This is a genomic window from Sphingomonas chungangi, from assembly GCF_013778325.1.
GTDB lineage: Bacteria > Pseudomonadota > Alphaproteobacteria > Sphingomonadales > Sphingomonadaceae > Solisphingomonas > Solisphingomonas chungangi.
This window is the reverse complement of sequence record NZ_JACEIB010000008.1, coordinates 43,553-55,931: the sequence shown is the minus strand read 5'-3', so window position 1 is coordinate 55,931 and position 12,379 is coordinate 43,553. Positions and strand designations below refer to the sequence as shown.

The following is a 12,379-nucleotide window of genomic DNA, read 5'->3' as shown; positions in this document are numbered from 1 at the left end:
GCTTACATTTTCTTGTGATGCATCATCTTCTTGTGGTGCATCATGCCCTTGCCGCCCTGCTTGCACTTGTCGGTGACGGTCTTCGAGCACATCGGCAGGTTGCTGTCGTCGGTCGACGAGGCGGACGAGGTCGCGCTCGACATGTTGCTCGAATCGCCCGCCATCGGCGCGGCGGCCGGGGCAGCCGAGGTGTCGGGCGCCGGCGCGGCCGCGGGGGCAGACGCATCCGGCGTGGCCGGCATCGCCGGCGGAGCGGACGCATCGGGCGTCGCAGGGGCAGCCGGCGGAGGCGGCGGGGTGGACGCGTCCTGTGCGATGGCAGCGGTGCTCAGCGCCAGCGCGGACGCGAAAAGAAGAATCTTCATGGTTATCGTTCCTCCAACCGTGGTCGGCGAGTGAACAGGTCTCGCAGGGAGGCCAAACCCCAGCAACCGCAGGCGGTTCCCGATTAATTTCGCCCGCGACATCATCGCTCGTCTCGTTCCAAGCCCGGAACGACGCTGATTCGGGCGCGAAACGAGCCGAGTCGCCTTCATGAAATTTCGGCAATCGGAAATCGCATACGCTGCCGGCGTGTTCCCCCGACGATCTGAGCCATGCTGCCTCTTTCGATCGGCCGCTTCCGATGATAGCGCTGTCTCGCTGGCTACCCGATCGAGCCGGCGACGAGGAGAGTGGAATGCCGAGCCGTGCCGCATCGGGCGTGTTGCCCGCCTTTGTGACCGTGACCTGCCTGTTCTTCGCCTGGGGCTTCATCACGTCGAACAACGATCCGCTGATCGCGGCGCTCAAGGGCATCTACAGCCTCACCACGGCCGAGGCGATGCTGACCCAGTTCGCCTTCTTCCTGGGCTACGGCGTCTTCTCGCTGCCGGCGGCGGCCGTGGTCGGAAGGCTGGGGCCGAGCCGCTCGATCCTCGCGGCGCTCGGCGTGATGATCGCCGGTTGCTTCGTCGTGCTCGTCGCCTCGGAACTGCGGACCTACGTGCTGGTGCTGATGGCCCTGTTCACGCTGGCGGCGGGCATCACCATGCTGCAGGTCGCGGCCAATCCACTGGCGGCGGCTCTGGGCGCGCCCGAGCGTTCGCACTTCCGGCTGACCTTCGCGCAGGCCTTCAACTCGCTCGGCGTGGTGCTGGGCGTGCATCTTGGCGCGTCGCTGATGCTGTCGGGCGACATCTTCAAGAATGGCGGCGCGACGATCACAGACGAGGCCTCACGCGCGGCTGGGCTGGCGGCGGTGAACCACGCCTTCCTGGTGATCGCGGCGTTCCTCGCGGCGCTCGGCGTGCTGATCTTCGTCATGCGCCAGCGGATCGAGACCGCCGTGCCGCATGAGAACGGCGCGGGGCAGGCGGAGGCCGGTTCGGCCTTCGCGGCATTGCGCTGCGGCTGGGCGCTGGCCGGCGCGGCGGCGATCTTCCTCTATGTCGGCTCCGAGGTGACGATCGGATCGCTGATGATCAACTATCTCAACCGGCCCGAAGTGCTGGGCGTCAGCCTCGCGATGGCGGGCGCGATGACCGCCAATTATTATTGGGGCGGGGCGCTCGCCGGCCGCTTCGTGGGTTCGGTGCTGCTCGCGGTGTTCCCGGCGGCCGTGCTGCTGTCGATCATGGTTGCGGTGAATGTCGGCCTGTCGCTCGCGGCCTTCCTGCTGAGCGGCCCGGCGGCGGCATGGTGCGCGCTGGCGATCGGGTTGTTCAACTCGATCATGTTCCCGACGATCTTCTCGCTGACCCTCCAGCGCTCCTCGGCGCCGGCTTCCTCGACGGCGGGGCTGCTGTGCGTCGCGATCGTCGGCGGTGCGATATTGCCCTGGATCGCCGGCAAGATCACGGACGCGACGGGCAGCTTCGGCCATGCCTTCATCGTGCCGGTGATCGGCTATGTCGGCATCCTGATCTTCGCCGTTGCCGCATCGCGGGTGAAGGGCGCGGATCATCATGCCGTGGCGATGCCCGCCGGCCATTGAGGCTGTTGCGCATCCGCATCGGGTGCGCGAGGATCGGTCGAGGATCGGTCGAGGATCGGTCGAGGATCGGTCGAGGATCGGTCGAGGATCGGTCGAGGATCGGTCGAGGATCGGTCGAGGATCGGTCGAGGATCGGTCGAGGATCGGTCGAGGATCGGTCGAGGAGGGGGCGGCGACGATCGCGCGCATGGTGGTGCGGGCTGGTGATCGTTGCCGGATCATGGTTGGCAGCGGGGTGCGACCCAATAATGCCGCCGGCCTGCTCGCCGTCACGGGGGTGAGCGAATTGCACGGCTCGGCCAGCGTGCCGGTGATCGAGGGGGAGACCAAGGTCGCCGCTCTTGGTTTTGACAAGCCGCCCCGCAGTCGCAACCGATGAGGCCATCGTCCGCACACTGCGGGCCGCGCTCGATCAGGGAGCATCGCCATGACCATCCGCCCGTCCCGTCGCGCCGTCATAGGTAGCGCAGGTCTGCTCTCGGCGACCGCCGCCGCTCCCGCGATCGCGAAGTCTCCGAGCGGTCCGGTCATCGTCTCGACCTGGGATTTCGGCGCCGCCGCCAACGCAGCAGCGCATGCGAAGCTGGTTGCAGGCGGATCGATCCTCGATGCGGTCGAGGCCGGCGCCCGCGTGCCGGAAGCCGATCCGGACAACCATTCGGTCGGCCTCGGCGGCTATCCCGATCGCGACGGGCATGTGACGCTCGACGCCGTGATCATGGACGATGCCGGCGGCGTCGGCGCGGTCGCGGCGCTGGAGGATGTCGTCCACGCCATCTCGGTGGCGCGCGCGGTGATGGAGAAGACACCTCACACGATGCTGGTCGGCGAGGGCGCCACCCGCTTCGCGCTCGCCAACGGCTTCCCCAAGGAAAATGTACTCACGCCGGCGACGGAGGCGGCGTGGCGCGAATGGCTCGGGACCGCGCATTACCAGCCGGTCGCCAATATCGAGAACCGCACGCCGGGCGGTGCCTGGAACCACGATACGATCGGCATCCTCGGTGTCGATGCCGCCGGGCGGCTGGCCGGCGCCTGCACCACCTCGGGCATGGCCTTCAAGATGCGCGGTCGGGTGGGGGACAGCCCGCAGGTCGGTTGCGGTCTCTATGTTGAGGCGGGCGTCGGCGCGGCGACGTCGAGCGGCGTCGGCGAGGAGGTGATCCGCATCGCCGGTAGCGCCCGCATCGTCGCCTCGATGGGGGCCGGCATGGCCCCGGCCGACGCGTGTCGCGAGGCGGTGCTTCATATCGTCAAGCTGCGCGGCGCTGCGGTCCGCGACGAGCAGGTCGGGTTCCTGGCGCTCGGCCATGACGGCGCGGTTGGCGCCTTCGCGCTGATGCCCGGCTTCACCTACGCCGTCACCGATGCGGACGGGCGAACCGAGATTCGGAAGTCGCTGAGCTTGCAGGGATAAATTTCCTCAGACGATGGTCGAAGCGGCGTTAAGCATGGCCACAGCCGGTCGTTAGGGGGACTGTGCCGGCGGTCGCAAACGCTCCCCCGCGATCGCCGGCCACCCACGGATCAGGAACCGCTTCATGCAGTCACCGATGGCGCCCGAGCGCATCCGCCAGTCGGCGGAGGGGCGCAGTCTGGAGGACGTGCTGGCGATGTGGACGCTCGCCACCAGTGAAGTGGCGCGCTCGGATGACTGGATCGCGATCGCCTTCGAGATCGTCCGCCGGCAGCGCGCAGGGACCGCCTGATCGCACGAGCCGCCATCACACGCAGCCGTTAACCTGTTGGTAACCATGGTCGAGTCAGCCTGTTCGGGACGGCTGGGGTCGTCGGCCGGCGCGTTTTCCGTAATGTCAGCAGCGGGAGCGCGCCGGCTTCTCCATCGACGAGAGGAGCGCGGACATGCCCGATCGCGACAGGATCCGATTTCTCGACAGGCAGCGCGCCACCGCGCGCCGATATCGACTGAATCACGGCTCGGCCGACGATGGCCCGAGGCGGCTGGCGGCGACGATGATCGAGCTGCGCGCCAGTCATCTCATCCTGCGGGAAACGCTGCGGACCGATTGACGCGGCGGCGCCACATCCCGTCTGGCAATCTCCGCAAGAGGACCCTATAGCCCCTCCCATTCGATCCGAGGGTGCCAACGCCCGTCGGCATGCGGGTGTGGCGGAATTGGTAGACGCAGCGGACTCAAAATCCGCCGATGGCAACATCTTGTCGGTTCGAGTCCGACCACCCGTACCAAAAAATCCCTTCCGGCTTGCGCCTATCGGCCCCCGTCGCGCTTTCTATTCCGCAGAAAACCACCTATTCCGACGGTTTCCGGAGCAAGAGGTCATGATCGAACGCGTGTGGGACGAGGAGACGGGCATCATCTACGTGTCCGGGCTCGGCGAGTGGACGCAGGCGGATGTCGACGATCATTATAGCGCGCTCCGCCGGATGATCGGGGACCTGCGCCGCGAGGGGAAACCGATCAGGGTGCTCTCCGATATCTCGCAGGCCACCCGACAGGGCTATGCGCGCGAGGAGCATATCCTTACCCAGATGCGTCGGACGTTCCGGGCCGGCGATCGCGTCGCGATGGTGACGGCGGGGGCGAGCGACAAGGCCTATGTGCGATCGATCGTCACCGGGCTCGATATCGCGGTCTTCGCCTCGAAGCTGCCGGCCGAGATGTGGCTGCTGCTCGACGAGGTGGGTGCCCCGCCGCCATCGCCTTGACCAGTTTCAGGCCGGCTCGGCGATCGGTTGCCTGGGCGCGGCGCGGGCGAGCAGGACGCCACCCAGGGCCAGCGCGAAGCCGGTGATCTGAACCGGGCCGAGCCTCTCGCCGAACAATATCCACGCCTCGATCGCGGCGAGCATCGGCACGAGCAGCAGCAGCGCCGAAACGCGGGTCGCACCCTGATGGCGCACCATCCAGACCAGCAGCGACAGGCCGGCGGCCGACAGCGCCAGCACTGACCAGGCCAGGCCGGCCCACAATATCGGCACGTTTTCCCAGCGATATTGCCCGATCGCCAGCGTCGCGAGGAGCGCGACCGCCGCGCCGCCGGCATTCTGCACCGCGCCCGACACGCGGATCGGATCGCTGGCGAGCACGCCGCGCTGGATCATCGTGCCCGCCGTCATGCCAATGATCGCGGTAACCGCCGCGATCGTCCCCCAGACGTCGACCGATCCGACGCCGCCCTTCATCACCGTCGGCGCCAGCACGCAGCCGACACCGGTTATCGCAACCGCAAGGCCCGTCCACCCGCGTGGCGCCAGACGTTCGTGCAGGAACAGGAAACTCGCCACCGCCACCATCAACGGCTGGAGCGCGCCGAGCAGCGACATGATCCCCGCCGGCATGCCGCGCGAGACGGCCCACCAGCTCAGGCAGAGGTAGAAACCGTGCAACATCGCGCCGGCGAGCAGATGCAGCCCGAGCCGCCGCCCGCGCGGAAACGTCTCGCGCGCGGCAAATGCTGCGGCGCCCAGTAGCAGGGTGGTCAGGGACAGGCGTGCCGCCAGGAACAATTCGGGCGACACGAACGGGACCACCGCTCGCGCGACGACGAAGCCGGTGGACCAGATGAGAACGAAGAGAACGGGTGCTGCAAGTGCGAACATCGCGAGCTTCTTGAGCGAGCATCGGCCCGGTGTCGAGCGGCTTGGCCTTATCGAGCGATAAGCGGAGCTTTCGTTGCCGATGCCGCTATGCTCGAACGACAGGCGGCCCCATACGGGCGCGAGAAGGCTGGGAGAGACGGATGGGCGGATTCGAGCTTGAGCGGGTCGGGTTGTCGACCGGCATCGCGCTGAATGTCGCGCTGGCCGGAAGCCGCGCCGAACCCGCCATGATCTTTCTCCACGGCTTTCCGGAATCACACCGCACCTGGCGCCACCAGATCGCCGAATTCGGGCAAGATCATTTCGTGATCGCGCCCGATCAGCGCGCCTTCGCGCGATCGGACAAGCCAATGGCGGTCAGCGACTACAAGCCCGAGAGAATGGTCGCGGATCTCGCGGCGCTCGCCGACCATTTCGGCATCGACCGGTTCACGCTGGTCGGTCACGACTGGGGTGGGGTGGTCGCTTGGATGGCGGCGCTGAGGCTCGCCGATCGGATCGAACGGCTGGTCATCATCAACGCGCCCCACCCGCTGATCTTCCAGCGATCGCTGTTCGACGATCGGGACCAGCGCGAGGCCAGCCAATATATCACCGCCTTCCGCAACCCGGATTTCGAGCAGCATGTCGCGCGCATCGGGCTGAGCGCGTTCTTCGACAGCAGCTTCCGCCCGCATGCCGATCTCGATGCGATGGCGGACGAGAAGCCGGTCTATCTCGATCAATGGTCGCAGCCCGGAGCGCTCACGGCGATGCTGAACTGGTATCGCGCGAGCGCGGTGATCGTGCCCGGCATCGACGAGATATCCGATCGCCCGGCGTTTCTCGACGCTCCCTTTCCGGCGCTGCCGATGCCGACGCTCGTGATATGGGCGCTGCGCGATGTCGCGCTGCTGCCCTGCCAGATCGAGGGGTTGGATGCACTGATCGAGCACTTCACCCTGACGGCGATCGACGCGGGCCATTTCGCCCCATGGCAGGCGCCGGACGCGGTCAGCGCCGCGATCCGGGCCTGGCTGGAAGCGGCTGGCTAGAGAATATAACGGCTGAGATCGGTGTTTTTCGCAACGTCGGCAAGCTGCGCCTCGACATAGGCGGCGTTGATGACGAGTGCCTCGCCCTTGCGGTCTTCCGCATCGAAGCTGACCTCTTCCAGAAGCTTCTCCATCACCGTTTGCAGCCGGCGCGCACCGATATTCTCTACCGTCTCGTTCACCTGAGCGGCGATCTTCGCGATCGCCCGGATGCCGTCGTCGGTGAAGGAGATCGTCACGCCCTCGGTGCCGATCAGCCCGACATATTGCTGGGTCAGACTCGCCCGCGTGTCGGTGAGGATCGAGATGAAATCCGCCTCGGTCAGCGCCTTCAGTTCGACGCGGATCGGCAGGCGGCCCTGCAATTCGGGGAGCAGATCGCTCGGTTTGGCGACATGGAAGGCGCCGGACGCGATGAAGAGGACATGGTCGGTCTTCATCGGGCCGTATTTCGTCGCGACCGTCGTGCCCTCGATCAGCGGCAGCAGGTCGCGCTGCACGCCCTCGCGGCTGACGGAACCGCCGCGCACGTCGCTGACCGCGATCTTGTCGATCTCGTCGAGGAAGACGATGCCGTTGGCCTCGGCGTCCGTCAGCGCCGCCCGGTTGAGGTCGTCGCTGTCGAGGCGCTTGTCACTCTCCTCCTCCACCAGTTTCTTCCACGCATCGTGCACGGCGAGCTTGCGGCGCTTGACCGGCTTGTTGCCGCCGAACGCCTTGCCCATCATGTCGCTGAGGTTGATCATGCCGACCTGCCCGCCCATGCCGGGGATCTCGAACGGGGTCTGCGGCTGATCCTCCAGCTCCAGCTCGATCTCCTTGTCGTCGAGCGTGCCGTCCTTGAAGCGCTGGGTGAACGCAATGCGCGTCGCCTCCGACGCATCCTTGCCGACCAGCGCATCGAGCAGGCGGCCGAGCGCGGCCTCCTCGGCCTTGTCCTTCACGGCGACGCGACGGCGCTCGCGCTCCAGCCGGATCGCCTCCTCGACGAGATCGCGCGCGATCTGCTCGACGTCGCGGCCGACATAGCCGACCTCGGTGAACTTGGTCGCCTCCACCTTCACGAAGGGCGCATCGGCCAGCCTGGCGAGGCGGCGGCTGATCTCGGTCTTGCCGCAGCCGGTGGGGCCGATCATCAGGATGTTCTTCGGCGAAACCTCGTCGCGCAGGTCGGCGCCGAGGCGCTGGCGGCGCCAGCGGTTGCGCAGCGCCACCGCGACGGCGCGCTTGGCGTCGGTCTGGCCGATGATGTGCTCGTCCAGCGCGCGGACGATGGCTTTGGGGGTGAGGGCGTCGTTCATTCCTGGTCCTTCAAGCCCTCTCCCACTTTTCGCGGGAGAGGGTTGGGTGGGGGTCTTCTTTTTCGAGGCTGGGCGACGATCCTCTAAGAAGAATCCTCACCCTCCCACCGCTTCGCGGTGGGCCCCTCCCTCTCCCGCAAGCGGGAGAGGGGTGATTGGTCGGGCGGCGCTGCCGAGCGTCTCGACGGTCAGCCGGTCGTTGGTGAAGACGCAGACCTCGGCGGCGATCGCCATGGCCTTGCGGCAGATCGTCTCGGCATCGGGCTCATAGTCGACGAGCGCGCGCGCGGCGGACAGCGCGTAGTTGCCGCCGGAGCCGATCGCCGCGATGCCGTTCTCGGGCTCCAGCACGTCTCCGTTGCCGGTGAGGATCAGGGTCACCTCCTTGTCGGCGACGATCATCAACGCCTCCAGGTTGCGCAGATACTTGTCGGTTCGCCAGTCCTTCGCCAGCTCGACGGCGGCACGCATCAGCTGGCCGGAATGGCGCTCCAGCTTCGCCTCCAGCCGCTCGAACAGGGTGAAGGCGTCGGCGGTGGCGCCCGCGAAGCCCGCGATCACGCTGCCGTCGTGGAGGGTGCGCACCTTGCGTGCATTGGGTTTCATCACCGTATTGCCCATGGAGACCTGCCCGTCGCCGGCGATCACCACCTTGCCGCCGCGCCGCACCGAGAGGATCGTGGTGCCGTGCCAGCCGATCTTGTCTTCGCTCATGAAATTCCCGCTCTTGGTTACGGGTGCGGATATGTGGTTGGGGTTCTCCGCCTGCAACACCCACCCCGTTCGCACAAAGCGAAGTCGAAGTGCGTGCCTCGGGTTTGTGCTTGCGGCCCGTCCTTCGAATTCGCTCAGGACGAGCGGATCATTCGGCCTCCAGGCGCCCCTTGAAGCCCTGCGCCACCACGTACCACTCGCTCGATTCCTTGCGGCTCGCCGGTGGCTTGGCGTGTTTCACCGTCGAGAAGTTACGCTTCAGTTCCGCCACCAGCGCATTGTCCGCGCCGCCGGCCAGCACCTTCGCCACGAAGGTGCCGCCTTTTCTCAGCACCTCTGTCGAGAAAAGTTGCGCCGCCTCGACCAGCGCCATGGTGCGTAGGTGATCGGTCTGCTGGTGGCCGACGGTGTTGGCCGCCATGTCCGACAGAACGAGGTCGGCCGGCCCGCCCAGCGCCTCGTCGAGCAGGCGCGGGGCGTCGTCGTCGAGGAAGTCCATCTGGAAGATGGTCACCTGGTCGATCGGATCGACCGGCAGCAGGTCTATCCCCGCGATCTTGGCCCTGGGGCACATCTTGCGCACGACCTGCGTCCAGCCGCCCGGCGCGATGCCTAGATCGATGACGCGTTGCGCGCCGCGCAGGAAACCGAAACGTTCGTCCAGCTCGATCAGCTTGTAGGCGGCGCGGCTGCGATAGCCCTCGGCTTTCGCCCGCTGCACGTAGGGATCGTTCAGCTGGCGCTCGAGCCAGCGGGTGGAGGCGGCAGTGCGGTTGCGCGCGGTCTTGACCCGCTGGCGTAGCCCCGAGCCGGGGCGTTTCGTCGTCATGCGTGGCCCCTAGCCGAAATGCGCGTCGCGCGCGATCAGCGAACGCAGGATGCCCTCGCGGATGCCGCGATCCGCCACGCCGAGCTGCTCCGCCGGCCAGATGTCGAGGATCGCCTCCAGGATCGCGCAGCCCGCGACGACGAGATCGGCGCGCTCGTTGCCGACACAGGGCACAGTGGCACGCTCGGCGACCGTCATGCCGGAAAGACGCGTGCTGATCCCGCGCATTGCGTCGGCCGGCACCACCAGGCCGTCGACGGCCCGGCGATCGTAGGCGGGCAGGCCGAGATGCAGGCTGGCGAGCGTGGTCACCGTGCCGGACGTGCCGAGCAGGCGCGGCGCGATCTCGGGCCGGGGCAGCGTCTGCGCGAAATCGGCGAAGGCGCCGGCGACGCGGGACTTCATGCGCTGGTAGGCGGCCAGCGCCTGCGCGGCATCGTCGCCGCGCTTGCCGCCTTCCGCCTCGGTGAGCGACACGACGCCCCAGGGCGCCGAGAACCAGTCGAGGATGCGGCAGGTGCCGTCCCCGATCGTTTCGCAGAGCACGAGCTCGGTCGATCCGCCGCCGATGTCGAAGATCAGGGCCGGGCCTTCGCCCGTCGGGAGCAGCGCCTGGCAGCCGAGCACCGCAAGCCGCGCCTCCTCGCCCGGACCGATCACGTCGAGCCGGATGCCGGTCTCCTCGTGCACGCGCTGCACGAAGTCGCGGCCGTTCTCGGCGCGGCGGCAGGCCTCGGTCGCGACCGAGCGCACCAGCGTGACGTGGCGCCGCCGGAGCTTGTCCGCGCAGATCGACAAGGCCGCGATCGCCCGCTCGATCGCCGCGTCGGACAGCCGGCCGGACGTGGCGAGACCTTCGCCCAGCCGCACGATTCGCGAAAATGCGTCGATGATCGTGAAGCCCTCGGGCGAGGGCCGGGCGATCAGCAGACGGCAATTGTTGGTGCCCAGATCGAGCGCGGCGTAAGTGCGGCGCTCGGTATCCCGCCTCGGCGGCGGAGGCTTACGGCCTTGCGAACCGGGTTTCGGCCCGGCACGCGGCCGGACGCTGGCGGCATCGTGCGCCATCGGCCGCTCATCCTCGTACATGTCCCGGCAGATGATCCCGCCGCTGCTTGGATATGAACGTATATGCGAGAACGGTCGGCCGCAAGGCCATGCGGCGTTGACAGCGTGGCCGTGCGAATCTAGATGGCGCGCCTGCCTGTCGGTGCCCCGTCGTCTAAAGGTAAGACTCCGGACTCTGACTCCGTTAATCGAGGTTCGAATCCTCGCGGGGCATCCAGGCATTTTCGCAAAATTGATGTGATCCAGAGCTCTACGCCGCCTGGGCGGCGGGGTGATCCCGCTCGTGCGACACAAATGTACGACGCATCCCATGCCGAACGGCTTGGAGCCGAGCAGTTGGCGGCGCGGGCCGAGTGCGGGCAGAACGCTTCTGATCGAGTGCTGCCCCGGCCCGGCACGGAATTCGAGCATCGGGATGCTCTTTTCGGGTTGCAGCCGCAGGGGCGTATAGCTTGGGTTTCGGGTGCTGCATTCCAATACGCCCGTCTGAACGGGGCCGACGCTCTTGCAGGCATCCACGAAGTATCTGAGGCGCAACGCCGATCAAGGTGTCGGCGCATCTCAGATCGATGTAACAGGTCCGTGTGCTTCGCCGGCTCCAAGAGAGGGCGGGTGCGGAGACGCAGCTCGCCGCCGTCGACAAGCATGGACCACCTGGATTTCGCGATTTCGCACGTCCCGATCGTTGTGCACGTGGTAAGTCCACGCCATCCGCCAGTCGACTGACGATCGTGCCGGGCGTCGCATCGGTTCCTATACCGCCCGGAGGTCAAGATGGCCGTGCGAAAGGGAGGGGCGAAGCGCTCGCCGGAATGACCGGTGGCCAGGATCGATTGCTGCGAGCCGACGCGTCGGCCGCACGGCTCACCAGAACGATAGCCCGCAGCCCCGGACGGGCGCTCTCGAGCTCCAGCGAGCCCGCGTGCAAAGCAGCGACGCTCCCGACAAAGCTGAGCCCGAGCCCGTGCCCGGGGGTCAGGCGGCTGCGATCGAGCCTGACGAAGCGCTTGAGCACGCGTTGCATATCTTCCTCCGGGATGCCTGGGCCATCGTCCTCGACGATGATCCTGGCTTGATGCTCTGCGGGCTGGACGACGAGGCGGATCGTGGTGCCCGCCGGCGTATGGATGAGGGCGTTATCGAGCAGGTTGCTGATCGCCTGCCGTATCAGCGCGGGTTCGCACCGGATCGTTAGAGCCTCCTGGGACATCGAGACGTGGAGGCTGCGACCGCTATCCTCGATCGCCGGCGCGTGCATCTCGCACACCTCCCGCGCCAAGGCTCCGAGCTCGATCTCAACGAAGTCGAACTGCCGCCCGCCGGCCGAGACCTCGGCTAGCGACAGGATTGCGCCGAACAGGGAGAGCAGGGAGTCACTCTGCGCCTGGGCGCGCTCGAGAGTTGCGCGCAGGGATGGCGCATCGGACGGAGCCGTCAAGCCGGATTCGATCTCGCTCCGCAACCGGGCGAGCGGGGTGCGCAGATCGTGTGCGAGGTCGTTTGAAACCTGGCGTAGCTCTTCCAACAGGCCGGTGATGCGGTCGAGCATGGCGTTGAGCGATGCCCCGACACGATCGAACTCGTCCAGGCTGCCTGATGGAACATCGAGACGGTGTGACAGGTCGCCGCCGGCGATGGCCTCAGCGGTCGCCGATATGCGATCGAGCCGGCGGGCGAGATGGCGGCCCAGGAGGATGGCGCCGACAAGTCCGAGCATCAATATCACGCCGAGCGCCAGCGAGAACAAGGTGATGATGACGGCATCGAGACGCTCCAGCCCGCCGGAGTCGACAGCGACCAGCAGCAGGCTACCGTCGGGCAGTCGGGTGGTGACGCCGCGTGCGTCGTCGCGAGCACCTCGTGCGTCGCGATAGA

At 67.2% G+C, this 12,379-nt stretch carries 13 protein-coding genes, 2 tRNA genes and 1 pseudogene; 9 read left to right on the top strand and 7 right to left on the bottom strand.

Annotated features, from left to right (window positions below; all coding sequences use genetic code 11):
- Positions 1-2: 2 nt before the first annotated feature.
- Positions 3-365, bottom strand: coding sequence for a hypothetical protein (locus tag HZF05_RS13130; RefSeq protein WP_160362682.1), 363 nt, complete (start codon positions 363-365; stop codon positions 3-5).
- A gap of 314 nt (positions 366-679) precedes the next feature.
- Between HZF05_RS13130 and HZF05_RS13125 the strand changes: the two genes are divergently transcribed.
- The 7 genes from HZF05_RS13125 to HZF05_RS13095 all read left to right on the top strand — a co-directional run bounded on the left by HZF05_RS13125 (position 680) and on the right by HZF05_RS13095 (position 4,664).
- Positions 680-1,975, top strand: a complete 1,296-nt coding sequence (locus HZF05_RS13125; RefSeq protein ID WP_181638866.1) for a sugar MFS transporter — start codon at positions 680-682, stop codon at positions 1,973-1,975.
- Entirely contained in the window at positions 1,947-2,354 is a 408-nt protein-coding gene (locus tag HZF05_RS22165; protein ID WP_160362681.1) for a copper homeostasis protein CutC, read from the top strand. Before HZF05_RS13125 ends, HZF05_RS22165 begins: the two co-directional genes overlap by 29 nt.
- A gap of 48 nt (positions 2,355-2,402) precedes the next feature.
- Positions 2,403-3,392 (top strand): glycosylasparaginase, encoded by a 990-nt coding sequence (locus HZF05_RS13115; RefSeq protein ID WP_160362680.1) that lies wholly within the window; start codon positions 2,403-2,405, stop codon positions 3,390-3,392.
- Between the two features lie 124 nt (positions 3,393-3,516).
- Positions 3,517-3,684 carry a hypothetical protein gene (locus HZF05_RS13110; RefSeq protein WP_160362679.1) on the top strand — a complete coding sequence of 56 codons (168 nt, stop codon included), beginning with the start codon at positions 3,517-3,519 and terminating at the stop codon, positions 3,682-3,684.
- A 154-nt stretch (positions 3,685-3,838) separates the two neighbouring features.
- Positions 3,839-4,006 carry a hypothetical protein gene (locus tag HZF05_RS13105; RefSeq protein ID WP_160362678.1) on the top strand — a complete coding sequence of 56 codons (168 nt, stop codon included), beginning with the start codon at positions 3,839-3,841 and terminating at the stop codon, positions 4,004-4,006.
- Positions 4,007-4,097: 91 nt separating this feature from the next.
- Positions 4,098-4,184: transfer RNA gene (locus tag HZF05_RS13100), tRNA-Leu, on the top strand.
- 93 nt (positions 4,185-4,277) lie between these two features.
- Entirely contained in the window at positions 4,278-4,664 is a 387-nt protein-coding gene (locus HZF05_RS13095) for a hypothetical protein (RefSeq protein WP_160362677.1), read from the top strand.
- Positions 4,665-4,670: 6 nt separating this feature from the next.
- On the opposite strand, the gene HZF05_RS13090 is transcribed toward HZF05_RS13095, so the two are convergent.
- Positions 4,671-5,558 carry a DMT family transporter gene (locus HZF05_RS13090; protein WP_160362676.1) on the bottom strand — a complete coding sequence of 296 codons (888 nt, stop codon included), beginning with the start codon at positions 5,556-5,558 and terminating at the stop codon, positions 4,671-4,673.
- 140 nt (positions 5,559-5,698) lie between these two features.
- Here HZF05_RS13090 and HZF05_RS13085 point away from each other — a divergent pair, with 140 nt between their 5' ends.
- On the top strand, positions 5,699-6,592 hold the full coding sequence (locus HZF05_RS13085) for an alpha/beta fold hydrolase (RefSeq protein ID WP_160362675.1): 894 nt from the start codon (positions 5,699-5,701) through the stop codon (positions 6,590-6,592).
- Here the strand turns inward: HZF05_RS13085 and hslU are convergent.
- The 4 genes and pseudogenes from hslU to HZF05_RS13065 form a co-directional block, all read right to left on the bottom strand.
- Positions 6,589-7,893 carry an ATP-dependent protease ATPase subunit HslU gene (hslU, locus tag HZF05_RS13080; protein ID WP_160362674.1) on the bottom strand — a complete coding sequence of 435 codons (1,305 nt, stop codon included), beginning with the start codon at positions 7,891-7,893 and terminating at the stop codon, positions 6,589-6,591. The two genes, HZF05_RS13085 and hslU, sit on opposite strands and share 4 nt — an antisense overlap.
- Positions 7,894-8,061: 168 nt before the next feature.
- Positions 8,062-8,607 (bottom strand): annotated as a pseudogene (gene hslV / locus HZF05_RS13075) (ATP-dependent protease subunit HslV); the annotation flags it as partial.
- A gap of 148 nt (positions 8,608-8,755) precedes the next feature.
- Positions 8,756-9,436, bottom strand: a complete 681-nt coding sequence (locus HZF05_RS13070; RefSeq protein ID WP_160362673.1) for an RlmE family RNA methyltransferase — start codon at positions 9,434-9,436, stop codon at positions 8,756-8,758.
- A gap of 9 nt (positions 9,437-9,445) precedes the next feature.
- Positions 9,446-10,504 (bottom strand): Ppx/GppA phosphatase family protein, encoded by a 1,059-nt coding sequence (locus HZF05_RS13065; RefSeq protein WP_160362672.1) that lies wholly within the window; start codon positions 10,502-10,504, stop codon positions 9,446-9,448.
- Between the two features lie 143 nt (positions 10,505-10,647).
- Here HZF05_RS13065 and HZF05_RS13060 point away from each other — a divergent pair.
- Positions 10,648-10,721, top strand: a tRNA-Gln gene (locus tag HZF05_RS13060).
- A 552-nt stretch (positions 10,722-11,273) separates the two neighbouring features.
- On the opposite strand, the gene HZF05_RS21915 is transcribed toward HZF05_RS13060, so the two are convergent.
- Positions 11,274-12,221, bottom strand: a complete 948-nt coding sequence (locus HZF05_RS21915) for a sensor histidine kinase (RefSeq protein WP_246331998.1) — start codon at positions 12,219-12,221, stop codon at positions 11,274-11,276.
- Positions 12,222-12,379: the final 158 nt, after the last annotated feature.

Bases quoted from the DNA above. Each gene is read 5' to 3' on its own strand.
- HZF05_RS13130 (WP_160362682.1), bottom strand. From the start codon at position 365: ATGAAGATTCTTCTTTTCGCGTCCGCGCTGGCGCTGAGCACCGCTGCC.
- HZF05_RS13125 (WP_181638866.1), top strand. From the start codon at position 680: ATGCCGAGCCGTGCCGCATCGGGCGTGTTGCCCGCCTTTGTGACCGTG.
- HZF05_RS22165 (WP_160362681.1), top strand. From the start codon at position 1,947: ATGCCGTGGCGATGCCCGCCGGCCATTGAGGCTGTTGCGCATCCGCAT.
- HZF05_RS13115 (WP_160362680.1), top strand. From the start codon at position 2,403: ATGACCATCCGCCCGTCCCGTCGCGCCGTCATAGGTAGCGCAGGTCTG.
- HZF05_RS13110 (WP_160362679.1), top strand. From the start codon at position 3,517: ATGCAGTCACCGATGGCGCCCGAGCGCATCCGCCAGTCGGCGGAGGGG.
- HZF05_RS13105 (WP_160362678.1), top strand. From the start codon at position 3,839: ATGCCCGATCGCGACAGGATCCGATTTCTCGACAGGCAGCGCGCCACC.
- HZF05_RS13095 (WP_160362677.1), top strand. From the start codon at position 4,278: ATGATCGAACGCGTGTGGGACGAGGAGACGGGCATCATCTACGTGTCC.
- HZF05_RS13090 (WP_160362676.1), bottom strand. From the start codon at position 5,558: ATGTTCGCACTTGCAGCACCCGTTCTCTTCGTTCTCATCTGGTCCACC.
- HZF05_RS13085 (WP_160362675.1), top strand. From the start codon at position 5,699: ATGGGCGGATTCGAGCTTGAGCGGGTCGGGTTGTCGACCGGCATCGCG.
- hslU (WP_160362674.1), bottom strand. From the start codon at position 7,893: ATGAACGACGCCCTCACCCCCAAAGCCATCGTCCGCGCGCTGGACGAG.
- HZF05_RS13070 (WP_160362673.1), bottom strand. From the start codon at position 9,436: ATGACGACGAAACGCCCCGGCTCGGGGCTACGCCAGCGGGTCAAGACC.
- HZF05_RS13065 (WP_160362672.1), bottom strand. From the start codon at position 10,504: ATGGCGCACGATGCCGCCAGCGTCCGGCCGCGTGCCGGGCCGAAACCC.
- HZF05_RS21915 (WP_246331998.1), bottom strand. From the start codon at position 12,221: ATGCTCGGACTTGTCGGCGCCATCCTCCTGGGCCGCCATCTCGCCCGC.